We start from the raw sequence: 25,804 nt of genomic DNA, 5'->3' as shown, positions 1-25,804 counted from the left end.
GGAATCTGCTGGTAGGAATGCGTGGATAAATTGCTCAAACAGCACTGCTCCATGAACCCAGTTTATGTTATACGGGGTGATTTTTTGGATAGGGGAGCGAAGGTTCTTCTTGTGTTATGTTTCATCATGGTGGGGGCTCTGGCCTTCACTGCAGGAATACTTTTCGAAGATGTTCAACACAAAGGGGATTCACCCATATCATCAGATAGTGATACCCTCAATAGGAAACCTGCTGTAGATTATTCGGTGGATATGGGGGAGGATTCCGGGACAGACTCAGCCCGCCCACCGGGGGCTGCACCAGGCCATCGCATACGGGGCCCGGTCTACTATTTATATGATGATGAAATCACCCATGGATGGGTGGCCTGGTACTATGATGTGGATGCAGGACAGTACTTCTCGGAATATGACTCATGGGACCCCAGTGCAGGGTGCTACCATGATTAACCAGAGAATCTGCCGCCAGGTGAATTATTATTTACAGGGATAATCCTGGAGAAACCTTCATTTCAATATTATTAAATGGCGTACCAGGACCACACGTTCGTAATAGAGAACTATTACGAAGTTCATCATCCTCATTAGGCCTCCACCTTCAGGCTTCCCTGAGGCTTAAGCCGGAGGACCCACCGTTAAACCTTTTCCAGATGAGGGTATACATTTATATTGTACAGTGTGCAGAATGACTGCATGGGATCATATAATGGTTCACTTTGGGGATCTGATCCCTGAGCCAGGGGGGTTATACTATGGTTTACTGTCGTGAATGCGGGCAGCTTAATCGTGATGGGGCAAACTACTGTTTTAAATGTGGCAGCCCCCTCAGGGGGACTGAAGGGGAGGATACCAGGCCTCAACCGGCCCGGATGAAGGCGGGTCCCAGGACCATAACACTCACGGCCAGTGACGACACTGAAAACCTGGACAGACTGACCCCTGAGATCCTCAGGATGGACACTGACACACTCATGAAATGCAACGATGAGATAAAGGAGCTCGTGAAGAAAAGGAGGATCAGGAGAGGCGACTTTGAGGGGTCCATGGAGGAACTCATGGCTGAGATAAGATCAAGACTCGAGGCACTGAGTGGGGAGCTCAGGGCACTGAGTCCGCAGCTTCTAAGGGTCACGGTGGAGATCGACAGGAGTAAACCTGATGTGAAGATCACAACATCCCTGGACAACGACCGCATGGAAGGCTACCTTGAGAAGATTAAGAGCAGGCAGCTCTCAGACCGATCCCCGACAACCCCATCATGGAGGGACCTCTGCCCTGTCTGCAGGGAAGCACCATTAACACCATTCCCCAAAAGGAGGATCCCTGGAGGGTCTAAGAGGAATATGCGCTGCAGTAACTGCGGCGCAGTCTTCATGTACAAGGGAAATGGGTACCTTCTCAGCAGGGTCTCAGACAGGAACACCAGGGCCTGGCGCCTGTACGGTGGGAAGACACTCACAGAGGAGGAATGGACCAGGATAGCAAATGGCGGAGTATCCAATGAACTCCAGAGGGAGATCCAGAGAAAGAGGGATATTGAAGAGAGAAAGAGGGACATTGAAGGATGGCTTAAAAGTGCAGCAGAGGGGAATGTCACATTCAGAGAGCCCCAAACTCCCATAATACTCAGGAAGAACGAGAGGGCGGTCCTCGTACTCCACAACATTGACCTCTACGAACCGAGGGCCGTTAGAAGGACTGCCGGTGGATACGGGGGCCCCACCATAAGGGTGTCAAAGAATCTCTCATTCAGGATGGGGGCCCTCAATGCCATAAGCGAATCCCGTGATGAACTCCGGAGGATAGACACCGGCACACTGACCCTGACGACACGGAGGATGATATTCACAGGGACAAAGAGGACAACGAACATAGACCTCAGGAAGGTCCTCGCCATCCAGCCCTACACCAATGGCATAGCGGTCCAGAGGGAGAACAAGAAGAGAACTGAACACTTCCTCAACACGGAAAAAACACTGCTGAATATCACCCACTCCGGGAGGACCCACACAGTCCCCGCAGATGGTGCGGTGATGAAAGCAGTGATTGAGGGACTTATAAGGAAACTCTGACCAAAAAATAACTCAGAGGAGAGAATAACTTGAGAGGAACTCTAAAGAAGATTGGGGGGATAGAATTTGGTCTCATGTCCCCCAAGGATATCAGGAAGATGTCCGTCGCCCAGATCGTCACCCCGGACACCTACAACGAGGACGGGTACCCCATAGAGAACGGACTCATGGATCCCAGGCTCGGTGTGACCGACCCCAGCCTACGCTGCTGGACCTGCGGCGCAAGGGGATGGGAGTGCCCGGGACACTTCGGGAGCATAAACCTTGCAAGGCCGGTCATACACGTGGGATTCGCAGACACCATACACAAGATTCTGCGGTCAACCTGCAGAAAATGTGGGAGGGTCCTCCTCACCGGGACTGAAATCGAGGAATATTATCAGAGGATACTGGAAGCCATGGAGACGGAGGAAAACTTCACGCCACTGGTAAACAGGGTATACTCCCTTGCAAGGAGGGACAGGTGCCCCCACTGTGAGGAAGAACAAGAGGAGATCAAACTTGACAAGCCCGTCTCAATCTTCGAGGGAGACTACAAGCTCACACCCAGTGAAGTGAGGGAGCGTCTTGAGAGGATAAGCGATGACGACGCCCTCATCCTCGGTGTCAACCCAGAGGTTGCAAGGCCAGAATGGATGGTCCTGACAGTCCTCCCGGTCCCCCCCGTAACGATGAGGCCCTCAATCACCCTCAAAAACGGTGAAAGGTCAGAGGACGACCTGACCCACAAACTGGTCGATATACTCAGGATAAACCAGCGCCTCAAGGAGAACATGGAGGCATGGGCTCCCCAGCTGATTGTGAAGGACCTCTGGGAACTGCTCCAGTACCATGTGACCACCTACTTTGATAACGAGGCCTCTGGTGTAACCCCTGCAAGGCAACGATCTGGAAGGCAGCTGCTGACGTTAATGCAGCGCTTAAAGAGCAAAAAGGGGATGTTCAGCAGTGAACTTTCAAAAGGACGGTTTAGGGGCAACCTTTCAGGTAAGAGGGTTAACTTCTCTGCCCGTACTGTCATCTCCCCGGATCCCAACATCAGCATAAACGAGGTGGGTGTCCCTGAAATCATAGCCAGGGAGGTTACCGTACCGGTCTACGTCACAGAATGGAACATAGACCGTATGAGGGAGTACATAGAAAACGGGCCAGACGTCCACCCGGGAGCCAACTACGTCATAAGACCCGACGGACGCAGGATAAGAATCTCCTCTAAAAACACGGAAACTGTCATTGAGAACCTGAAACCTGGATACGTGGTTGAGAGACACCTCAAGGATGGTGACATCGTACTGTTCAACCGTCAACCATCCCTCCACAGGATGTCCCTCATGGCCCACCGGGCCCGTGTACTGCCCTACAAGACCTTCCGCCTCAACCTGTGTGTATGCCCACCCTACAACGCCGACTTTGACGGTGACGAGATGAATATTCATGTACTGCAAACAGAGGAGTCCAGGGCAGAGGCAAAAACCTTAATGCTCGTCCAAGAACACATGATATCCCCCAGATTCGGGGGGCCTATAATAGGTAGTATAAATGACCAGATATCTGGATTGTATCTCCTCACAAGAAAATTTGCAGAATTTGAAGAGGAAGAGGTATTCCAGCTACTTAGAAGCGCTGGAATTTCATTACCATCTAGAAGGGGCACTAAATGGAGTGGTAAAGAAATATTTAGCCTGATACTCCCAGATGACCTCAGCATGACCTACAGGGCAGATGTATGCAGAAGATGTCAGGAATGCATCGAAGATGGATGTGAATATGATGCATATGTAGTAATAGAAAATGGAAGGCTCGAATCAGGCGTTATTGACAAAAAAACATGCGGGGCATTTTCAGGTAGATTGCTGGGACATATAATCAGGGAATATGGTACTGATGAGGCCCGTGAATTCTTGGAATCAGCCAGCAGGCTGGCCATAGCAGTACTCATGAGGACAGGGTTCACGACAAGTATCATGGACTTTGACGTGCCCGAAGAAGCTAGACAAATGATAGATTCAGTGCTTGGAATGGTTATGGATCGTGTGGAAGGGCTCACTGAGGACAAGGAGGATGGGAGAGTCGAACCAGTGCAAGTAATGAGTTCGGAGAAGAACTTTGAGATTACGATAATGAAGGTCCTGGCCGGGGCAAGGGAGAGGGGAGGGGAAATAGCCAGGAAGTACCTTGGGGTGGATGGAAACCAGGGATATATGATAACCCGGACGGGTCTGAAGTGTTCATTGCTTAACTTCACCCAGATAACAGCCTGTTTGGGGCAGCAGTCCGTCAGGGGTGAGCGTATCAGCAGGGGATACGATAACAGGACACTCCCTCACTTCAGGAAGGGAGAGCTCGGGGCAAAGTCCCGGGGATTCGTACAATCAAGTTACAGGGAAGGTCTGGATCCCATTGAATTCTTCTTCCACGCCATGGGTGGAAGGGATGCCCTCGTGGATACAGCCGTCCGCACAGCCCAGAGCGGTTACATGCAGAGGCGTCTCATAAACGCTCTCCAGGACCTCACAGTCGATGAGGATGGCAGGGTAAGGGATAGCTGCGGTAACGTGATTCAGATACTCTACGGCGAGGACGGGGTAAGCCCCTGGAGGGGGAAAAATGGCGAAATAGTGGATCTGGAACAGCTGGTCTATGAGATCAGGAGAAAAAGCCCATGAACTGATCTCTGATTCTGAAGCAGACCATTTAAGAGCCATCAGAGGAAATTCCTTAAAAAATACATACCAGCATCTAAAGACTTTATTTTTTTTGAATTGTTTAAACGGGACCAGCCATCGTTAATTATGAAACCACTGCCATCACTGCCCTTGCAGTGCTTCCAGTTATTCAGTGGCTACCATCCAGGCAACGCAACAAGCGGCTTCGATGGGATTTCATCAGCTGACATAAACTAGATATACCCTGAGATACAGATACATAGCTGGGAATCTATATGAGACGTGCTTTAATTTTGATGGCCATGATATGCTCCACTTTAGCTATCTCTGGCTGTACACAAACAGGTAACAACACCTTATCTGAGAGTACAGGTGTGCCGGTGGCCGAAGTGCCTGAAATAGCCTACAGGGTTTCAGTTGCCAGTGGAACCATAGATTCAATAGAATATAAGGGCCTCAACCTTTCAATGAACCAGTGCCTCTACATATTCGCCCGGGCCATAGTCATGCTGGACAGTAACGATAAGGGTAACATACCGGTAAGGGAATATGGCAACCCTGAGAGTCCTGATGGCCGGTTAAGCTCCGCAACATTAACAAGGGCCGAGTATGTTGACATGGCCGGCAGGACCTACAGGTGGATGGATCAGAATGGAAGGGTCCCGAATCATGTTGGAATAAGGCAGGAGGGGGCAGGGGACCTCTCACCGGATATCCTGCTCAGGGCATTTGTCAGGGTCCTCACAGAGTACAGGTCCACGGGTAAACTCCCTGACAGGGTTACTGTACCATGATAGAAGAGAATATCGGGTAAACTCCCTGACACCATGATAGAAGAGAATACCAGTGATATGCCCACCTTCTGTGCCTTTAAGGGATTCCTCTAACCAGTGACAGACCCGAATAAATTCTGGAAGAACTGTATTATGCTGTTTATGAAGCCCTGGATTGCTTCAAGGACCCCTCCCTGGGCCTCCTCTGTCCCGGTCCCGTTACCGGTATATGTGAGGGGTTTGCCGCCTGAGGATCCTGTTTCAGTCTTCCCATCTATTTTTGCACTTATTATTTTTCCGCTTTCTGCATCAACATAGATGGTCCCGACGATGTTCCCTGAGCTGTCGCGGACCCTCACAACCCATGCATCAGCTATGTACTTGTATTTACCGGTTCCCTCAAATGCATCCTCTTTATATTCCCCGAAGGGTATCCATTTAACCTCCCCGGTCTTATTAACCCTCACCTTCGCCTTCCAGTCACTGTAGGCAGGGGTCATGGCCGTGTAGGGCAGACCCTTTGAGTCCAGGTAGTCCTGTGCCAGTGCCGTTGCCTGGGCCCTCTCAATAATGGGTCCGGAGTCGGCAGAAACCGTTCCAAGAAAAACCAGAACGGTTAATATGGATAGAAGTTTTGCAAAGTTCTTAAGGTACATAAAACACCTCCCTCATAATTTATGTTATGAAAAGCATATAGTTCTTTGCTTTTTTTGGTTGAAGGAGGTCACTGGAGGAGGTCCCACATCCCTCTGACAAGGAAAATGGCTTCAATACTGTACTCGACCATGTCAGCCATGGCATCCATGTGCCCTTCAAGGGCTTCCCTTCCACCTGACTCCTCAATGAGGTTGCTGAAGGTGTCACGGTCTGAGAGGTATCCCGGTATCTCGGTGATGGTGCTGTGGACACCCCCACTGGAGGGGTCCCTCATGGAGACCAGGAAGGTTGAGGGGACACCTGCAACTGAGAATGGGAGGTAAACGTGGCTTATGGCCTGCTCGCCCGCCGGTGTTGAGGCCGCCATGAAATCAACCACATCGGCCCTGATACCGTGAAGGCGGGCGTTGAGGGCAATTAGGCCGACAAGGGCTGGGCTGCTGTCAGCGTAGTAGTCCCTCCTCACAATGCAGGGGCTCCCCATGCCCATGGCCTCCAGGCTGATAACCGCAATGGTTCTGTTCACCTCCTCCTGCCTGTTAAGGACGTGGTGCCTTGCACCTACCAGGTAGGGCAGATAGACTATCTGGTGGTATGCGTCAGGGGAGAGGGACGTCCTTTTCGGGGTTACCAGGGGGAAGGTGAAGCCATCCTCCCCGGCACCGAAGGCGATGAGTTTGATTGTGTATGGTGGCCTCCGGTCATGGTACCTCTCTGCAATTTCAAGGAGCAGTGCAAGTCCGGTTGCATCATCGTTGGCCCCGGATGAGTAGTTCCCGCTCACGGGATCCACAGGAGTGTCCAGATCGGCGCAGATTATGATTTCACGCTCTGAATCACCCTCAATGGTGGCTATAACATTGCATGACCTCCTCACCCCCGGAGAGGTTAATGAGTAGTACCTGAATTCCTCCAGCTCCGTCTTTATCCCCATGGCCTGGAACCGTGAGGCAATGTACTCGGCGGCCATCCTTTCACTGGCTGAACCGGCGGGTCTTGGACCCACATCCTCTGAAAGGTGCTTCACTTCCCCCACCATATCCACGGGGTGAACCGGCTGGATCGAAAAAATCAGAATGATAATGATCAGGGCCTTTAACTTCATACAACCACACTGATATTATGTCGCCCGGGTAATTAAATCATGGCATGATCAGATCTTCTGCCCGCCATACTGGTAAAGTTGTGATCTTTCTGCAGAAACCAGAGGGCTGAAGGATTTCCTGTCCTGAACCTGGCTGATAAAGGTTGGAGCTTAACCGGACGGCTGCATGCCCTGATCCTGTTCCTCATCATTCAATGAGTCAAGGATGGCTTTAATTTTCTCTGTAAACTCACGGAAGTCACTCAGGTGTTCCTGGAGTATTCTGAATGTTATACGGTCGTCTATCTTCCCGTACCGGCGCACCACGATATTCCTGAAGCCCCTCATGGCCTTTATCTTTTTGAATGTGTCCTCATCGATTATGCCTGATCTGAGGAGGTTCTCCAGGACCTCGCCATCGGAACCTGGCACGCCAAGGTTGAGGTCAGAGTTGAGGATTGAACATATGTCATAGACGTTTTCAACTGCAAATTCAAGTCTCTTATACATCCCGTCCCTTATGAGCCCAAGTTCTGAGAATTCACCGAAACTTTCAGGAAGGTTCTCCTCTATGAGTCCCACACTCTCCTCAATTTCGCGTATCTTGGTGAGTACAACGACCTTTCTGACCATCTCACACCCCCTAACCCATCCTTTCAAGGCCAATGTAATCATAGAATCTATGTCTGAAGTCATCGAAGTCCCTGATGGTCTTCCAGGCGGTATCATAGAGGAATCTTTGATCATCACAGTAGATGACCTCACCCCTGAGTACCTCAACCTGGACGTAGAGTGGTAATTGCTGGAAGATCTGGACGTCGAAAATCTCATCAACCTCACTCAGGACCCGGAACCTGTAGTATGATGCCTCATCCTCTTCAGCATCATAGTAAATTGCCAGGTCTATATCAGACCATTCACCGCCCCTGAGGGCGGAACCGTATAGTATTATGAAACGGATCCTCTCTGAGCCCTCAATTTTCCTGATTACCCTCAGGAACCTGTCGACGTGTTTTCTGATAACTTCATCCATACCTTATGTTCTGTCTTTCATTTTTAGTATCCCTTTGCTTTGCAGCAGATATCACAGTAGAGTCATCCATTGTATATGATCATGCTTCTCTGGGGGCTTCTGAATATAATAGTAAATGATAATAATGAATACAGTCAAGATATCTACCGGTGTTTCATGTGCTGGGATCCCTCTATGAAGAAGCGGCCCTCAGGGGGAGGATGCTGAAATCCTCAGCTGAATCCAGGCTCCAGGAACTTCCTGATGTCAGTGAATACTGGATCAGGCATGAGTCCATGGATGACTCACTCTCAACTGCAGCGGCTGATGGGGGCTCGGGTTTTAAGGAATTTTCAGGCCTCATACTCGCAGCCATCAACACCGCCGTGCTCTCAGACTCGGGTGAGATTGTTGAGGGGAGCTTCCTGGACATCCTAGGACCCCAGTCAGGCATAAGGGAGCGGGTGAGGAACCTCACAGCCATATGTGAATTCAAGAACAGCATAATCGCCATGGAGGACCTCCAGCCCGACCTCCTCATCCTGGACGGCTCCCTCATAGGGACCATCCTGAGGCCTGTGAAGTATGATGGGGTTCTGGGGAATGATGTTAAGGGATGGATAAGGAGTCACTGCCTGAGGGAGGTGGCAGCATCAATGGATGGGGTCCATGTACATTCAAGGTCCATGGAGGACACCATCAGGGACGCCCTAAGGTCTGAAAGACCCGTGGTTTACCTTGAGGGCATTGAGAGGATGGTATCCATATGGAAGCTACTCAAGAAGAGCAGGGACATCGTGGCGGTATCTGAGAGGTCAACCATGTCAGACATATTCGGGGATATGTCTGATCTCTCTGTATTCAATACACTCACAGCTGGCCCCGGCCACTCCGTCCCGATTCACAGAGAACTATCAGGTCTCAAGGGCAGGTTCCCTGTCCTTGATGCGTTCTTCAGCAGCCTTGAATTCACGGTGTTCTATGCCAGGCTCGAGGAGAACGGCAGGGTCCTTAAATTCGAGGTACCGCGACGTCTGGGCACCGCTGAAATTGGTGAATACCTTGAGGGTCTCAGGGCATCATCGGCGGACGGCTACCCCCACATCCTCAGAAGGGTGAAGGAGGATGTAAGGATAACAGCCTCTGAGATGGATATCATCGCCGGGATGGTCCTTGAGGGCCTCATCTAAAGATACTGGAGGTTCGGTCTTGGGATTCGTGGGAAGGTGCTATGGTGAGACATCACCCTGGAGGGTGAGTTTCGTATCAAGGGAGATGCCCGGGGTTGGCGAGTACGTTGTGATGGAGTATGATGGACGGAGAATACTGGGGATGGTGGAGTCGCTCCTACGGGGCGTCCCGGGCGTCACCGAGGACCTGAATGACCCTGAGACGGTTGAGAGGATAATCAGGGTCACAGGGGGGAGGCAGTACGTCAGGGGCACCGTCAGGATACTGGGTGATGTTGAAACCCTGGAGATACCAAGGGTGCCGCCAGGTCCAGGGACGGAGGTGAGGTCAGCCGACCCGGAGACCCTCGGGAGGATATTCGGGCGCGGAAACCTGACCCTCGGGAGGCTGCTCACAGCCGACGCACCATTCACTGTTGACATCAACCGCATGGTCACAAGGCACCTGGCGGTCCTTGCAGTCACAGGGGCGGGTAAATCCAACACCGTGGCGGTGATAGTGGACGGGCTCCTCAGGGCAGGGGGTACCGTCATAATCTTCGACATGCACTCAGAGTACGTCAACGCCAGGTTCACAGGTGGAAGGGTTAACAGAATAGGGGCATCCATAAACCCTGCCCACCTCTCACTCAGAGAGATTAAGAGACTCAGCAACGTCAGGGATAACGCCTACGTCCAGGAAAGGTACCTTGCAAGGGCCCACAGGAGGGTAAGGTCCGGGATGAAGGATGGCAGCTCATCACCAGCTGAATTCTTCAGGAGGATGGATGAGAAACTGGATGAGCTTCTCTCAGAGAACAGCAGCGACAGGAGGAGCATAATCGATGTCCAGAACAAGCTGGAGCACATGCGTGAATCCTATGAGGAGATAATAGACCTTGAGTCTGAGGGGATAATTGAGAGGCTCAGATTAAACCATGTCAATGTGATCGACCTCGGCTCAGTGGATGAGACAGGTTCCGATGTCATTGTGAGTCATGTGCTCCAGGAGGTCCTCCAGAGCAGGAAGGAGTATCTCAGGCATGGAACTGGCCTTGAGACACCAGTATTCATGGTCCTTGAGGAGGCCCACATCCTCGCACCCTCTGACCGGCCAACCGAGTCAAGGTACTGGATAGGCAGGGTCGCCAGGGAGGGGAGGAAGTTCGGGGTCGGCCTCTGTCTGGTGAGCCAGAGCCCCAAGTCCCTTGACCATGAGGCCCTCTCCCAGGCCAACAATATGATCGTAATGCGCCTCATTGAACCCAATGACCAGCTGCATGTCCAGAGGGCCAGTGAGGCCCTCAGTGATGACCTCCTCTCACACCTCCCCTCACTGAACATCGGGGAGGCGGTTGTGGTCGGCCTCATGGCACCCTTACCGGCCATTGTGAGGATAGAGGAATTTGAGGGTAAGCTCTCGGGCGGTGACCTTGACGTTGCCGGGATATGGAGTGGTATGCGGGTAGGGGATGAGTAGTTTGCTGCCGCATCTCCATGTCTTTGGGGGTAAAGGATAAGTATCTTGATGTGTAAAGTATTCTACAGTGGTATTCATGACAGAGTCAGATTTTAGGGATTTCTATGATGTGCTTGTTGAAAACCTTGAATCATATAATGGGGAGTACGCATCCTTCATAGATTACGGGCCGAAACTCTTCAAGTTACTCACGGATTTTCTGGGCTATGAGCACCTTAAAGGCCAGCTTAAACTTAAGATTAGCGCTGCAATAGCCTACTACGTTGTTCCCATGGACATCATACCGGAGACAGTATACGGTGCATATGGCTACATCGACGACATATTCATAACAGCATACGTTATAAGGATCCTGGCGGACGTTTACGGCTATGATCTACTCTCAGAGTACTGGGATGGGAAGGATGACCTTGAGGAGGTCGTCGAGCTCTGCTATGAGAGGTCAAAGGATGTCCTGAGGGATAAAACCAGTGATGTTCTGGATTATGTGGGGTTGCTCTGATCAGCTATTCTCAGGAACCCTGTTCTCCCATTTCATATCTTCAAGGACTCCGAGGACGTTTCCAAGGGATTGCTTCTCTACACTGATTTCAATCAGAAGTTCGAAGCACTCATCATCCCTGAGGATCATGCACTTCTTCATTGAGGGTATGAGGTCCCTCAGTTCATTCATGGTCTCAATGACAACGTTACCGCTCACAATACAGTTCATCATGAGGTTGAGGTTTTCGCCGTCAGGGTTTATGTAGAGTATCTCCTTCCTCTGGACACCATTATCTTCAGGTTCTTCCTTTAATGCTTCCTTCTCTGGTTCTATCAGGAGTTCTGTTTCTATGGTCTCTCTTGTGGGTTGTTCTGCCGGGGTTTCTGTTATAGGTTGTTCTGTTTCGAGGGTCTCTGTTGTGGGTTGTTCTGCCGGGGTTTCTTTTTCTGGTTCTGTTTCTAGGGTTTCTGTTATAGTTTGTTCTGTTTCTGTGATTTCTTTTTCTGGTTCTGTTCCCGGTTTCAGGGTTTCCCCTTCTGTTTCAATGTGTCTGAGGTAGAGCTCCTCGATCCCGGGGTTGCGTTTGAGGATGAATCCGTCGGGGGTTTCCTCCAGGAGGTCGTGGTCCTGGAGGGTCCAGATATTGGCGCGGAGGAGCTGAGGGTCATCAAAGGATTCCAGGAGGTCCTCCTCCCGGAAGGGTCCCTTCCCTGCGACTTTCCCGATCTCTGTGAATATCTCCCATGCAACTATTTTAGCATAGCATTCCCGGCATTCCTCCCGCTTCCCATCAGAGTTACTGTGGAACTCTGACCTCTTCAGTGTCCTGCCACATAGGGGGCATGTCCTCATCATCTTGGATTCTGATGGAAGCTCCCCCTCACCGTAGGCGTCATGGAAGGCCCTCAATTCCTCGTCGGGTTTCAACCTGTAGGTTTCAAGGGCAGGGTCGTTCTCAATGAGGTCAAAGTCCTGCAGGATCCAGATGTCAGCCATAACCCCCATCCTTTCATTCTCATCATCTATTATATCATCGACGGTGAATTCCACTCCCGGTTCAACCAGCCTCCTTATCCTTACGAGGGCGTCTGCGGCGCAGCACTTCCTTGAGCATTCCCTGCACCTGGGGTCTTCTCCGTCCTTCAGCTGGAACTCTGTGACCGGTAGGGTCTCCCCACATATTGAGCATTCCAGTTCACCACCCTCAGGAGCCTCCTCCACCCCTGGGGCCACAGGTTCCTCTGTCTCAGGTCTGCACCTTTTTAGCTCCACGTTCTCTATGATGAACCTCTGGAGCTTATCATCCGGTCCCAGCCGGCACATCCCTGATTCATGGTCATAGTCCAGGAGGCCGAACTCATCGAGTATCCAGGTCATGGCGATGAATTTTGTCCTGTCGGGATCATCCATGCCGGATGTGTATTCATTCACGTTGAACTCATCGCCGGGTTTAAAGATTTGCAGGATCTCCTCAAGGGACTCAAGGGCATAGAGGGTCCTTGAGCATTCCCTGCAGATCCCCTGGCACCTTTCGGTTTCTGTCTCAAGTTCCGCCATGCACCCACGGCAGAGCTCAGAGTCACTGCCAGGTTTCAGGGGCGCATTCGGATCATCTTCCAGTTTAACAGGCTCATCCCTGGTTTTTTCTGATTTATGAGATCCCAGTCCAATGTAAGCGTAATAGTCAGTTTCAGGAGCACCCGATTTTTCATTCAGGTTCTCACCATCTTCTTCAGTTGAATATGGTCTGGGGCCTGTTTCTTCAGTTGAATTCAATGATTCCCGGGTGCTTCCTTCCTCTTCTGATCCACTCAGAGGCTCTCCGGGCGTCCCGGATTTCCTGAGGAGTGATTTAACAGCTGAGCCGAAACCCATGTTGAGTTCCATGAATTCTTCACATTTCCCGGTGAGGACATATTTTCTGCCCCTGAGTCCCTTAGATCCATGCCTTTTGATGAACCCCCACCTGAGGAGTTTCCAGAATAGTCCGGTTTCAAGGCCCCTTTCATTGAATTCCTTGAGGCTGAAGGGCCCCATATCCTGCAGTGATTCGATGGCCCTTAAAATCAGGTATCTATCGTAGCATTCACTGCAGACACATATATCATCCACACTGCAGTTTTCGCATGATGAATCAGATGATTCATTGCCACATGAAGGACATATGAGTTCACGGGACTCTCTACGGCAGAGGACACAGTTATTCATACGGCATACTCCCCTCAATACAGTACAATTTAATGTTTTTTCATGTACTTAAAGTATTCACATTCATAGGGTTATAAAAAAATTTATCTATCAATCCTCAGAAATCTTTAAATGTGTTTAATACCGGGAAGGGGGTTTTCAAATAAAACAGAAGAGACTGGTTCCCACAGGGAAGCCAGGATTCTGGCTTCACAGGGTGGATGATGATGTTCTTGAAGATATATCAGAGAACCTGGTGATCGGGTCGGTGAAGAGGAGGGGGAAGCTAATAAACGAAATACGTGCCGGTGACAGGATATTCATCTTCAGGGCCATACCACTGAATGGAAGGAGGACGCTCTCATTCGTCGCCTACACCATGGTGGATGAGGTCTACAGTTCCCCTGAGACCCTCTATGATTACTATGAATCCCCAAGGAAGCTGAAACTCCGGGGGATAAAGTTCTTCAACCCACCATTACCACTGATAAAGTTCAGGGACAAACTTGTTTCTGTTGAACCTAAAAAATGGTCATCCACACTCAAATCAGAGTACAGAAGGATAGATGAGCGTGACTTCAGGATCATACGCTCCCGGGCAAACTTCATAGACAGATTCCCTGCCTACCTTGAGGAGCTATCCTTCAGCATGGACGAATTCCTCATCAACTCCATCATGGGCCTCCACAGCTTACTCAGGAGGACCGATGGCAGGAAGCAGATGGAGATAAGGTCCTTCATAAAACTCCTCGACGAGTTCATCAGAACGTACGGTATCAGGAAGTCCTATGAGGAGCTGGAGGAATTCTACTCAGTAAACGCCTGGAGGACCGGAATCAAACACTACCCTTCAAGGGATCCCGAGAGGATAGTGACACTCTACAACAGCAGAGGGGCTGGAAGAGACTTTGGACTGATATCCCTGGAATAGGAGGCTTAGTATGGATGCAGAAAGGATTATAAACGCCCTTAAAAATGGTAACGTCCCCCCGGATGGTGTGGGTGAGATATGCGTTGGTCGTGAGAGGGAGATTGAGGAGTTCGACAAGATCCTCGGCAAGGTGAAGGAGGGAGCTGCCATAACAAGGTTCCTCAATGGAGAGTTCGGGTCGGGGAAGTCATTCTTCCTGAAATTACTCGAAGAGAGGGCCCTGGCAGATAACTTCGTCGTGGCGAAGGTAACCCTCAGCCGTGACGTTCCCTTCAACAAGTTTGAGGTGGTATACAGGAATATCGTGGCTTCACTCCGCTGCAAGACCGGCGTATCCCTTGAGCATATAATCGAAAAATGGATCACACAGCTCAGGATGATGTCCCTCAGGGAGACCACGGACCCCTACCAGCAGGAGAGGGCTGTGATTGAGAACATCAGCAGTGACCTGAATGAGGTCCGGAAACATTCAACCACCTTCGCAGCTGCAATCGAGAACTACTACAAACTTTCAGCCAGGGGTGACAAGGAGACAGCAAGGTACGCCATGGGCTGGCTCAGCGGAGAGAAGAACATCCCATTCACCATAAAGAGGCAGTTCGGGGTCAAGGGGGACATTGACAGGGAGAACGCCTTCAAGTACCTGGAGGCCCTCTCATCATTCCTCAGGGCACTGAAGTATTCGGGGCTGATTATACTCATCGACGAGGCAGAGCACATAATGACCCTCCACACCAAGAAGCTCAGGGACACCGCCTACGATTACATGAGGTTCATATACGATGAGTGCAGCATCGGAAGATTCCAGAACACCCTCTTCATATTTGCAGGCACACCCGAGTTCTTCGAGGACCCGAAGCTTGGAGTGCCATCCTACACAGCCCTCAATGAGAGGATAGAGGACGCCATCAAAACAGAATTCAAGGACCTCAGAAAACCCATCATCAGACTTGACGGTTTCAGGAGGGAGAACCTCCATGAGCTCTCCGAGAGACTCATAGCCATGCACGAGGAGGTCTATGGATGGGAGGCCACCCCTGTGAGGGAATCCCTCGATGGCATAATCTCAAGGCATGAGGCCAACGCTGAGCTGACAGGTTACATCTCCCCCAGGAACTTTGTCAAGTCATTCATAAGTGTCCTGGATGTTGTACAGCAGAACCCTGAACTCCATGGCGAGGCCGAAATCCTGGATCTCTTCGAGGAGAAGGAGATGGAATTTGAGGAGGATGAGGACTGGGTCTAGTCCCCCCATCCAGTATCTGACCGTGTCAGGCACACGCCGGGAGCATTCTCATGTCTGCAGAATCCCTGAACCCCCGCCTCAGGCACTTCCTCGCAAACAGGCTCGGATGGAGGAGCCTGAGGGATGTGCAGAAATCCGCCCTTGAAGCCATAGGGAGGGGCGAGGACACCCTCATAGTGGCACCCACGGCGTCAGGTAAGACAGAAGCGGCTTTAATCCCGGTATTCAACTCCATACTCAGCGAGGGCCTTCCACCGGTCAGCATGCTCTATGTATCACCCCTCAAGGCCCTAATAAATGACATGCACAGCCGCCTTGAACTGTGGGGCAACCACTTCAACCTGGAGGTCATGAAGTGGCACGGTGACGTACCGGCAAACAGGAAGAGGAGGTTCATTGAGAACCCATCAGACATCCTCCTCATAACACCAGAGTCCCTCGAGGTCATGATGATCAACAGGAGCCGGGCCGAGAAGGAGAGGATCCTCGGAAACCTCCGCTACATCATCGTGGATGAGATACACCAGTTCATAGAGGCTGACAGGGGTGTTCAGCTGAACTCCCTCATGGCAAGGCTTGAGAGGTACACCTGGGTGAGGCCCCAGCGGATAGGTCTCTCTGCAACCGTAGGAAACCCTGAAGAGGTTCTGAACTGGATGAGCCCATCCGGAGCTGTTGTGAGGGATACTGCCGAGAGGAAGCTCCAGTACAGGATATTCGAGTTCACTGACCATAAACTGATTGAGGTGCTGAGGAGGTTCACAGGGAAGAAGGTCCTCATATTTGTACCCTCACGCAGGGACGCCGAGAAGTACTACAACATCATAAGGAAGTGCCTGGATGTTGATGTCTTCATCCACCACTCATCCATTAACCGGGACTCAAGGGAGGAGGCCGAGGAGAGGTTCAGGTCAGTATCAGCGGCCTTCATGGTGAACACCAGCACCCTCGAACTGGGTATAGACGTGGGGGACATCGACGTGGTGATCCACATAAGGAGCCCCACCAGCGTGAACAGGTTCCTCCAGAGGACCGGGAGGAGCGGCAGAAGGAGGGGCCTTCAGAGGACCATAATATTCCAGGAGAATGAGGCTCTAACAGCCCTCTCAGTGGCGTCCCTGGCCCTATCAGGGAGGCTTGAGGATCTGAGGATCCCGGTGAGGCCCCTTGACATATACTTCCACCAGATCCTCAGCTCGGTATTTGAACTTGAGAAGCCCACGCGGGGGGATATCTACAGGGGACTTGGCAGGGCACACGTATTCTCGGATCTGGATGCCGACGACTTCAGGCACCTGGTTGAATTCATGGTGGAGAACGACTTCCTCAGGGTCCATGGCCCCTACCTTCACCATGGATTCAACTTCGAGAAGACCTTCGGTAAGATGAACTTCCTGGAGTTCTACACGGTCTTCCCACCCAACTACGAGTTCACAGTTAAACACCGCACAAAGGTCATAGGCTCCCTTGACTCCTTCTTTGTCGTTACCTACCTCAAGGTGGGCAGGGGATTCATACTGGGGGGTGAGAAGTGGGTGGTGAAGGATATAGACCATGAAAGGTTCATCGTGAGGGTCAAACCCTGCACCAGGGATGCTGAAATACCTGACTGGAGCAGTGGAGGCGCCCCCACCACCTTTGAGGTTGCAAGGCACGTCTATGATATACTCCTCGGGGACTTTGACAGGGGACTTCTGAGCTGGCTCGACCCGGGATCACAGGCCCGGGTCCAGTCGTGCATGGAGATGGCCTCAGCTGAGGGTCTGGACCATGGCATGATCCCGGTGCGTATCGGGGAGAGGATAGAAATCAACACCTTCGCCGGGGAGAGGGTTAACGCCCTCATCTCCGATGTGTTCCGCCTTGAGCACATGGTCCACGGTATCAGTAACAGTGCCTTCACCTCATCCTTCAGGGCCAGACTTGATTACCATGACATTGAATCCACCCTCCGGGATATACCCGCCATCATCTCAGAGGAGGACTTCCCCCTCAGATTGCAGGATAACCTTGACAGGTTTGTTAAGAACAAGTTCATAGAGCACCTCCCCGGGGACTTGGCCGCACATATGAGGTACAGCCTCCTCTACAGGCCCGATGAACTGCTCAGGCTCCTCAGGGATAATGGACCCGTGCAGGTCCATGACTTCAAACTCTAGTCTTTTTTCTGGACTATGTTGCAGATGCAACAGTTGCAATGACAACATTTATATATGTTTTCCCACCAGATAGATCAGCATGGACAGGGACATACCACTCAAGGGACTCCTATCAATAATCCTCAGGAGTCACAGGGTCTTCATCGGGAGGGAGCTGGGACACCTGAACCTCACAGACGCCCAGGTGGCATGCCTCCTGAGGATCCACAGGGAACCGGGGATAAAACAGGATGAACTCGCCACCTTCTTCCACGTGGACAAGGGAACCATAGCAAGGACCCTGAGGCGCCTGGAGGAGAGCGGATTCATTGAAAGAGAGCAGGACCCGGAGAACAGGCGCAGGTACATCCTGGAGGTAACCGGGAGGGGTGAGGAAATCATCCCCCTCATACTGAAGGTTGAGGAGCGCTGGGAGGACCTCCTCTTCAGGAACTTCACAGATGATGAGAGGAGGATCTTCAGGGAGATGTGCAGGAGACTGGCAGAGGAGGGACTGAGGATAAGGGGTGATGAACCATGAGTGAAGGAGTCAGGATCATCAGGGGCGATCCCAGGAGGGCCCTCATCAAACTCTCAGGGCCACTCATAGTGGCGATGCTCCTCACATCCATCTACAACCTGGTGGATGCAGTCTGGGTGGCCGGACTCGGAGGTGAGGCCTTAGCAGCCATAGGGTTCGTAACACCCATCTACATGATCCTGGTGGGACTCTCCAACGGTCTCGGCGCCGGTGCAGCGTCATCGGTATCAAGGTGCCTGGGGGCCGGTGACGAGGAGGGCATGAACAACAGCGCATCACACACCATCCTCATCACACTGACGGTCTCCATAATCCTGACGGTGATAATCGAGATCCTCCTCCGGGACATCCTCCTCTCCCTGGGCGCCGCCGGGGCCCTGAAACCGGCAATTGAGTACGGTAGCGTGGTCTTTGCAGGTACCCTCTTCACCCTCTTCCCGGGGGCGGCCTACGGAATACTGAGGTCAGAGGGTGATGCCAGGAGGCCCATGTATGCCATGGGTTTATCCGCCGTCCTCAACATGGTCCTGGACCCCATCCTCATCTACACGGCAGGCTGGGGGATAGCAGGGGCGGCCTGGGCCACAGTGATATCACAGCTCCTTGTGTCGCTCCTCATAATCTACTGGTTCCTCGCAGGGAGGACCTTCACCTCCATAGGCTGGAGCCACTTCAGGGCCGACCGGAGGGTCGCCTGGTCCATCCTCTCGGTCACCATACCCGCAAGTGCCGAGTTCCTGGTCATGTCCATGGTAACAGCCCTCCTCAACTGGATACTCACATCTGTGGCCGGGACCTCGGCGGTGGCTGTCTACTCTGCAGGGTGGAGGATAGTGATGCTCGCCATAGTCCCTGTGATATCGGTGGCAACAGCCCTTGTGAGCGTATCAGGTGTTGCATACGGGTCAAGGAACTTTGAAAACCTGGAGGTGGCCCACGGCTACTCGATAAGATTGGGCCTCCTGATAGCTGGGGCCACGGCGGCCCTCACATTCGTCCTGGCGCCATGGATAGCCTGGATATTCTCCTACTCCCAGGCCTCATCCCATCTGGCACCGAGGATAACCGGGTTCCTGAGGGTCATATGTCTCTTCTACATCTTCCTGCCCCCGGGTATAATGTCAGGGTCCATATTCCAGGGTGCGGGGCGCGGGATGACGTCCCTCCTGCTCTCGGTGATAAGGCAGGTCCTCCTGGTGGCTGTCTTCGCCTACCTCCTTGCTGTGACCCTGGGCCTCGGTGAGGCCGGTGTCTGGTGGGGTGTCGTTGCAGGTGACATCGGGGGTAGCCTGGTGGCCTACCTGTGGGCCAGACTCTTCATCGGGAGGCTCAGGAGGTACGCTGTCTGATCATCTTAAAGTTCATATGAAGATCTCAGCCACTCTCCTAAGCGGATTATAAATTAGTCTCAGAAGCCTTTTTTCTTCAACGGCAGCGTGTGAGGTTTTTATCAGCTTATGGTGAATACTTATCAATGAGTTTATAAAAAATATATTTATGAATGATCCCCCATTGATTGAGAATTATGTTACCTACTCTGAAATACGTTCTCGGGTGAATGATAATAGAATGCTGGATCTAAGACAGTATTCCTGGTTCTATCCGACTACTCTTCTTCCCCTTTTCCATTTGAAGAAAACAAAATCTTTGAGGTGTGAGTTACATCCACGTGTGAAGCATTATTTTGAGGTTATGGAACAGGGGAATCCTGGCAAAGGAAAAACATACATTCCCTTCGTTGAACTATTACATGACAGATCCGAAAGGGATCCTCTCAAATACGTATATGATTTGTTAGATAAAAGTTATGGTGGGAAGGATGCTTTATGCTTTTTGCTCTCCGAGTTGACCGATAATATTTATCAGCATTCAAAGTTCACCTCAGCTTATATTCTGGCGCAAAAATATCCTAAGAAAGGTTTCATTGAGATATGTTTTCTTGATGATGGTGTAAGCATACCTCAGAATTTTGAGAATCATGATTATTACTTTGAATATGACTCTGAAGCAATAATACAAGCTATAAATGGAAAATCCACTAAAGTTACTTACCCTGGAGATCCTGAAAGAGGTTATGGTCTTAATAACATACTTAAAATATTTGTTGAGGGTGGGAAAGGCGAACTATTAGTGGTGTCTAGAAAGGGGGCTTTTTATAAATCTCAGGATGCTAAGATGTATGAGTTAGGTAATGAGTTTCAAGGGACATTAGTCAGCCTGCGCATACATGAAGGGAAGCTTAACATATATAAATACATTTAACAAAATATAAACATAGGCACTGTTAGCTGAATACCATTTGTGGCTCTCTAGAAAAGTATATATGTATGTTAATGTGGTGGTAATCATCTTACCGTGGGAAAAGGACGGGATGTGGATATGAAAAATAAAATTGAAAAGATACGGCTGGAAAAGCACATCGGTGCACTGCTGGCTTTCAGGGATTATGTGGATGATCTTTTTGAGGAGATAAACAGACTGGATGCGAATGTAATAGAATTAGATTTCGAAGGCGTGGAATTTATGAGTCGATCCTTCGCTCACGAGTACTTGATGCGAAAATCAAAGTCAGAAAAGGATATTTATGAAAAAAATAAGTGTCCTTCAATTCAGAATATGTTAAGTGTTGTTGAAAGGTCCTTTAAGAATCCTCGAAAAATTAGGGTGACGCCTACATCGCATCCTATTAAAATCGCTTAAATTTAGTAAAGAAATCATTTTTTATCTTGTGTGGGCTAACGATACTTTTGAAACTGTGTTTTCACGCTACCCTTTAAGGTTGTCTTCTGCAATACATTTAATTGCCCATTATATTATTCAGCGTTGTGCTGTCTGAAACAGATTAGCTGCAATTCGGTCAAAAAGCAAAATTTGACGTTAAAATGCTCTTATAATCAAAAAAAGAATAAATGGGATTATTTTATCTTGCTACGTCCACTGAGGAGGTAACCTGCACCCATGAGACCCACTATTGCAATGATGCCAATGAGGGCGTAAACTGGCATCTGTGTTGTCTCTGAAGTACCCTCTGTTGATGCTGCTACCTCATAAGCCTTTACATCACCATTTTCAGTGGGTGATGAGGATGCTGAGGTAGATTGTGAAACTCCTGCCGAACCTGAGGTTCCTGAAGATGTCGCTGCACTCATGGCATCGGATTCACCTCGTGATGAACCATCTGACACTGAATGTTCTCCATTGCCCTCGTTTGAGGGTTTATCTGTATCAGTAGCTGGAAGATTCTCTCCCCATGCGGCAGCCATTGTATGTTTGAACTTCTCAATCGCGGCACTGTTCAATGTTGAGAGGCTGACTATCCACTGATTCAGCACTATGTTGGCGCATGTATGATGGCAGCAGACAACACCATACTGATTCACCATGTTGATATACTCATTGGCAAGGGAAGCCTTAACCTGGTCTGATGGGCTCCAGTAGCCCTTACGCACTGTTTCGATGAGCCTTGCAATAATTGAAGCCCTTGCATAGGGATTTGATTTGCTGAAGAATTCATTCAGACCCATACCATAACTGTCCCTCACGTAGATGCTGTTCACCATATCCCATGTCGATTCAGATACCAGTTCTGGATTTGTAACCTGCCACATCCAGAGGTTCTCCACAAAGGAATCAATATACCTTGCACCGTCATAGCCGCCTTTCATCATACCCTCAATCCATCTGGGGTTGAGGTATCTTGTCAGGAGGTCCCTTGTGAGGAACTGGCTCATCGTTTCTATCTTTGCATCACTGCGGAGGTTATTTATGTACATCTCTGGTTTTGAACCTGAAACTCTCTCCACTGCAAGGCTGAGGCCTCCGAAGTAGGCTGCTACCATTGGGTGCTCAAGGGCACCGTAGAGGTTTGAGCTCCTGCTGAACATGGCCACAGTCACATCCATAAGGTTCTCCCTGAAGATGGAGGGAACCTTCAATCCAGTGATATTTTCACCGTAGGCCGATGAGACCCTCTCAAGGTAGAAACTGGCTAGCTGATCACTGTTATTCCAGGTTTCACTTGCAGGTATTGCCTCCTGGAGGCCCGGTGAATAGGCGCCCGGTTCCTCAGAGAATATCCTGAGAAGGGATAATCTCCTTGCATCGGTCTCACTGAAACCTTCTCCCAGTAGTTTCAGGTAGATGGTTTCTGAGTTGTTCCTGATATGGTTGGGGGTGTCGCTGGCTCCAGCAGCGAGTTTAACTGCCCTGTCAATGAGGGTTATTATATCCATGTGAAGGTCCCTGTAGAGTCCTGAGGTAACCACTGTAATGTCGATACGAGGCCTTGTAAGGTTTGTTATGAGTTCAACGTCCTTGACCCTGCCCTTTGAGTCCCATACAGGTTTAACACCCATGAGGTAGAGTATCTCTGCCTCCATTACTCCCTGGTGCCTCATGGTCTCTGAGGCCCACAGGACGAATGCAACCTTTGTGGGATAGGTTCCATGTTTACTCAGGTAATCCTCAAGGAAGCTGTCAACGAGTTTCACTGCAGTTTCCCATGCAGTTCTGGTTGGAATTGTCCTTGAATCCAGTGGATATGGGTTTCTTCCTGTTGGGAGAGCATCAGGGTTCCTTATAGGGTCACCTCTGGGACCGGGTGTTATGTATCCGCCTTCAAGGGCTGTGAGTATGGCTGTTATCTCGCTGGTGCAGTTACGGATTCTCTGTGTATACTCAATGGCAAGCTGGAGGTAGCCTGTTATGGTAGCATTTAAGCTACCAGTGGTTCTGATCTGAGCCTCTTCGGGTGTGAGGTTGTTCAGCACGACATCCCTCAGCAGACTCTCTGTAGCTGTCCCATTGATTGGGGGCAGCATCGCAATTAATAGCTGTATGAGTTCTTCGCCTTCGGGCGCCCTTCCAAGGACATGTGGTCCATAGGGTATGTAGCTTTTTCTGATATCATCAAGGTATGCTGTGACATCTGCGAGGAATTCATCGAAACTGTCGCCTGTGTAGTTGAATCCCACTGTCCGGCTCTGGTTTATGATTTTATCACGGTAAGCATTCTTCAGGGTGTCATCAACGGTTTCCATGTATAGTCTGATGTTATCATAGAGTTCAGAGAGGTTTCCGTAGAGTCCGGAGGGTATAAGTACAGGTGTCATGAAGTTTATGATCAGCATGTTTGCCCTTCGCTTGTCAAAGATTGCGGGGGCGTCCATGGGGAGCACGTGGATTATGGGCATGTCCTGGAGTAAAACAGCGCCCCAGTCCCTGCTTGATAGGCCCTCCTGTTTTCCCGGCATCAGGGGCACGAGACTGAACACTGATAGTATGGCGTCTGCATGGTAGACCTTCCTCATCCACCAGTAGAATGCGAGCAGGTTGTGGGTCGGTGGAAGTTTCCCTGTATTGTAGAGAGTGGTGTTATCCTGCAGCCAGCCCCACACCGGTTCAGGGGCGAGTAGGATGTTTCCGAATTCCAGTTTTGGTATGACAATGTACTTTCCGGTGCTGTTCGTATAGACCATCAGGTTTCCAGGGGCGGGGCCCCATGCATCTGTGACCTCCCTCTGCATATCCGGAGGCAGTTCGCTGAACCAGTTGAGGTATTCATCCTCCGGTATCAGTATGACACTTCCAGATTTCACCCTGTTTTCAAGTTCACCGGGCGCCCATGTGCCCACATTGCTTCCAACTTCTGCCATGAGGTGTGCGAGTTCTGCCTCTCCGGGCAGTGTTCTGTTGCCGACGTTGTATCCCCTCTCCTGCATTGCTTTCAGTATCGCTGCTATGCTTGCCTGGGCATTGAGATAGTAGTCGATGTCTGCACCAACATTCGCCTTCCCCCCACCTTCACTGTAGTAGGTTATCACAATCTTCTTGTCATGGTTGCTGAGTTTTTTGAGGTTCATCCAAGAGATGGTCCTCTTCACTAGCCACTCTATCTGGTACTCTATGGGCCTGTTGTATATGACACCCGTAAGAGGGTCGGTTTCCTTGACGCTTATGACTATGGGCTCTATTATCCCATCCATCTCTGCAAGGGATAACTGGTAGACTTCAGAGCAGGGCACGCCCTGGGCGCTGTTCTCCCAGGATGTGAGGTTCATGCTGGTTGAGAATATTCTGATACCGTTGAGAACCGTGACGTTGAGTTTCTGAAGATCCTCAACACCTCCTGTCCAGTTCTGTGAATTCAGAGTGGCACCCCTTGAGATTAACACCGCGGCATCTATGATGGCCTTTCCATTTAACATGATATATTCCATTGAATTGGCGTCCCTGTAGGTGTAGGTTGAGACTATGACGTTGACATTCTTTGACTCGAAGCTCCTTACAAGTGCATCCAGTAGTGGACCGTCCCTTGCCATGTCCGTGTACTCTGTGCTCAGTATCCCGACGGTTGGGGAGCCTTCATGGTATCTTCCTGTCTCCATGTACCAGTCCAGGTATTCTGGGAGATTACTGAATATCTTTGGTGCATCTGGATGGTATATGCCCCAGAGTGGGCGCTGTTCAGGTTCTCCAGGGGTCACATTGAGGTTGCAGAATGACGCCGCCAGGTAGAGGATGAGGTTCTTCAGGTTCCTCTCGCTGGTATAGTTGAGGTATCTGAGGCTTTCATTGAACCGGGGGTCTGATGTGCTCACTGTCTGGAGGTCCAGGATCGGCGCGTAACTGTTTCTTGCCGAGGGTTCAACGCATATCATTATCGTTGAGCCCCTGTTCCGGGCAGCTCTCAGTTTATCGCTGAGGGCCTCCCATACAGGTGAGGAAAGACCACTCCTTGTGCCGAAGATTATCACGTCGCCGCTTATATTGTAAGTGAGGTTGGTCTCTGTTCTACCGCTCTCTGCCCGTACCTTTATGATATTTCTGATGTCGCTGTCATTGGCCACCCGGTTTATCAGTGCAATTTCATTGGGACTTGAGCTTACTATGAGTATCTCTGGCATGCTCTGGTTCTGCGCTGTGCCGTTCTCTGCGAATGATGTCCCGCTTGCTGCAAATAGACAGATCACAAGTGCAGTGTATAATATATGCTTCTTCACAAGCTCACCTTTTTCAGGTTTATTTTAAAATATTTCAAGTAAAGCTTAAAAAAGGAGGTATATAAAACTTGTTAACAATTTTTTATTTCATATTATTACAAGCTGTGGCCTTGCAGGTAGGTGCATCTCTTCCTTGTGGAATGATCCCCCGTGCTGAAACATGTGGAGCTGTATCTTCCTTTTTTTGCGCACTGAATAACTGCTCTGAGGAGATTAATCTGAATCATTCAGTGAGGAGACTGGAGAGGTCCAGACTTTTCTCTTTATTATATATATCCAATTTAATTCAAAAAATAAAAAATTAAACAGGCTCTTCCTTGATTTTTGGTGGAAGTGAGCTCCTATCAGCTTAATAAGGGATAC

Annotated in this window: 20 protein-coding genes; 14 read left to right on the top strand and 6 right to left on the bottom strand. The window is 50.3% G+C overall.

Features of this window, described 5'->3' with window-relative positions:
- Positions 1-84 precede the first annotated feature (84 nt).
- From C7452_RS05245 to C7452_RS05230, 4 genes are all read left to right on the top strand, one after another.
- Entirely contained in the window at positions 85-450 is a 366-nt protein-coding gene (locus tag C7452_RS05245; protein ID WP_115892454.1) for a hypothetical protein, read from the top strand.
- 302 nt (positions 451-752) lie between these two features.
- On the top strand, positions 753-2,072 hold the full coding sequence (locus C7452_RS05240) for a zinc ribbon domain-containing protein (protein WP_115892453.1): 1,320 nt from the start codon (positions 753-755) through the stop codon (positions 2,070-2,072).
- Between the two features lie 29 nt (positions 2,073-2,101).
- Entirely contained in the window at positions 2,102-4,738 is a 2,637-nt protein-coding gene (locus C7452_RS05235; protein ID WP_115892452.1) for a DNA-directed RNA polymerase subunit A', read from the top strand.
- Between the two features lie 380 nt (positions 4,739-5,118).
- Entirely contained in the window at positions 5,119-5,532 is a 414-nt protein-coding gene (locus C7452_RS05230) for a pseudomurein-binding repeat-containing protein (RefSeq protein WP_245942853.1), read from the top strand.
- Positions 5,533-5,621: 89 nt separating this feature from the next.
- Here the strand turns inward: C7452_RS05230 and C7452_RS05225 are convergent, their stop codons facing one another.
- From C7452_RS05225 to C7452_RS05210, 4 genes are all read right to left on the bottom strand, one after another.
- Positions 5,622-6,167 carry a hypothetical protein gene (locus tag C7452_RS05225; RefSeq protein ID WP_010875941.1) on the bottom strand — a complete coding sequence of 182 codons (546 nt, stop codon included), beginning with the start codon at positions 6,165-6,167 and terminating at the stop codon, positions 5,622-5,624.
- A 68-nt stretch (positions 6,168-6,235) separates the two neighbouring features.
- Positions 6,236-7,195 carry a M28 family metallopeptidase gene (locus tag C7452_RS05220; protein ID WP_158296317.1) on the bottom strand — a complete coding sequence of 320 codons (960 nt, stop codon included), beginning with the start codon at positions 7,193-7,195 and terminating at the stop codon, positions 6,236-6,238.
- Positions 7,196-7,423: 228 nt separating this feature from the next.
- On the bottom strand, positions 7,424-7,885 hold the full coding sequence (gene hepT, locus C7452_RS05215; RefSeq protein ID WP_010875943.1) for a type VII toxin-antitoxin system HepT family RNase toxin: 462 nt from the start codon (positions 7,883-7,885) through the stop codon (positions 7,424-7,426).
- A 10-nt stretch (positions 7,886-7,895) separates the two neighbouring features.
- Complete coding sequence (locus C7452_RS05210; RefSeq protein ID WP_010875944.1) at positions 7,896-8,285, bottom strand: nucleotidyltransferase domain-containing protein; 390 nt, start codon at positions 8,283-8,285, stop codon at positions 7,896-7,898.
- A gap of 149 nt (positions 8,286-8,434) precedes the next feature.
- Here C7452_RS05210 and C7452_RS05205 point away from each other — a divergent pair, with 149 nt between their 5' ends.
- The 3 genes from C7452_RS05205 to C7452_RS05195 all read left to right on the top strand — a co-directional run bounded on the left by C7452_RS05205 (position 8,435) and on the right by C7452_RS05195 (position 11,415).
- A complete protein-coding gene (locus C7452_RS05205) occupies positions 8,435-9,454 on the top strand; it encodes a DNA double-strand break repair nuclease NurA (RefSeq protein ID WP_147299764.1) in 1,020 nt (339 codons plus the stop codon).
- A gap of 28 nt (positions 9,455-9,482) precedes the next feature.
- Positions 9,483-10,913: a helicase HerA-like domain-containing protein gene (locus C7452_RS05200; RefSeq protein WP_238374269.1), complete on the top strand. Its 1,431-nt coding sequence runs from the start codon at positions 9,483-9,485 to the stop codon at positions 10,911-10,913.
- A 76-nt stretch (positions 10,914-10,989) separates the two neighbouring features.
- Complete coding sequence (locus C7452_RS05195) at positions 10,990-11,415, top strand: YkvA family protein (protein ID WP_048060792.1); 426 nt, start codon at positions 10,990-10,992, stop codon at positions 11,413-11,415.
- Here C7452_RS05195 and C7452_RS05190 read toward each other — a convergent pair whose 3' ends face one another.
- Positions 11,416-13,605 (bottom strand): hypothetical protein, encoded by a 2,190-nt coding sequence (locus C7452_RS05190; RefSeq protein ID WP_245942852.1) that lies wholly within the window; start codon positions 13,603-13,605, stop codon positions 11,416-11,418.
- Between the two features lie 196 nt (positions 13,606-13,801).
- Here C7452_RS05190 and C7452_RS05185 point away from each other — a divergent pair, with 196 nt between their 5' ends.
- The 7 genes from C7452_RS05185 (at position 13,802) to C7452_RS05155 (ending at position 21,140) form a co-directional block, all read left to right on the top strand.
- On the top strand, positions 13,802-14,515 hold the full coding sequence (locus C7452_RS05185) for a hypothetical protein (protein ID WP_115892447.1): 714 nt from the start codon (positions 13,802-13,804) through the stop codon (positions 14,513-14,515).
- Positions 14,516-14,525: 10 nt separating this feature from the next.
- Positions 14,526-15,761 carry a BREX system ATP-binding domain-containing protein gene (locus C7452_RS05180; protein ID WP_115892446.1) on the top strand — a complete coding sequence of 412 codons (1,236 nt, stop codon included), beginning with the start codon at positions 14,526-14,528 and terminating at the stop codon, positions 15,759-15,761.
- Positions 15,762-15,811: 50 nt separating this feature from the next.
- A complete protein-coding gene (locus tag C7452_RS05175; RefSeq protein ID WP_115892445.1) occupies positions 15,812-17,920 on the top strand; it encodes a DEAD/DEAH box helicase in 2,109 nt (702 codons plus the stop codon).
- A 79-nt stretch (positions 17,921-17,999) separates the two neighbouring features.
- The gene (locus tag C7452_RS05170) at positions 18,000-18,440 is read left to right on the top strand and encodes a MarR family transcriptional regulator (RefSeq protein ID WP_115892444.1); all 441 of its coding nucleotides are present in this window, start codon (positions 18,000-18,002) and stop codon (positions 18,438-18,440) included.
- Positions 18,437-19,789: an MATE family efflux transporter gene (locus C7452_RS05165; RefSeq protein WP_115892443.1), complete on the top strand. Its 1,353-nt coding sequence runs from the start codon at positions 18,437-18,439 to the stop codon at positions 19,787-19,789. Before C7452_RS05170 ends, C7452_RS05165 begins: the two co-directional genes overlap by 4 nt.
- A gap of 148 nt (positions 19,790-19,937) precedes the next feature.
- The gene (locus tag C7452_RS05160) at positions 19,938-20,702 is read left to right on the top strand and encodes an ATP-binding protein (protein ID WP_115892442.1); all 765 of its coding nucleotides are present in this window, start codon (positions 19,938-19,940) and stop codon (positions 20,700-20,702) included.
- A gap of 93 nt (positions 20,703-20,795) precedes the next feature.
- Positions 20,796-21,140: an STAS-like domain-containing protein gene (locus C7452_RS05155; protein WP_115892441.1), complete on the top strand. Its 345-nt coding sequence runs from the start codon at positions 20,796-20,798 to the stop codon at positions 21,138-21,140.
- Positions 21,141-21,355: 215 nt separating this feature from the next.
- Here C7452_RS05155 and C7452_RS05150 read toward each other — a convergent pair whose 3' ends face one another.
- Positions 21,356-25,441 carry a cobaltochelatase subunit CobN gene (locus C7452_RS05150; protein WP_115892440.1) on the bottom strand — a complete coding sequence of 1,362 codons (4,086 nt, stop codon included), beginning with the start codon at positions 25,439-25,441 and terminating at the stop codon, positions 21,356-21,358.
- Positions 25,442-25,804: the final 363 nt, after the last annotated feature.

The sequence above is a fragment of the Methanothermobacter defluvii genome (assembly GCF_003385755.1).
Classification (GTDB): domain Archaea; phylum Methanobacteriota; class Methanobacteria; order Methanobacteriales; family Methanothermobacteraceae; genus Methanothermobacter; species Methanothermobacter thermautotrophicus.
Note: the sequence above shows the minus strand (reverse complement) of the source record. Positions and strands in the feature narration are given on the sequence as shown.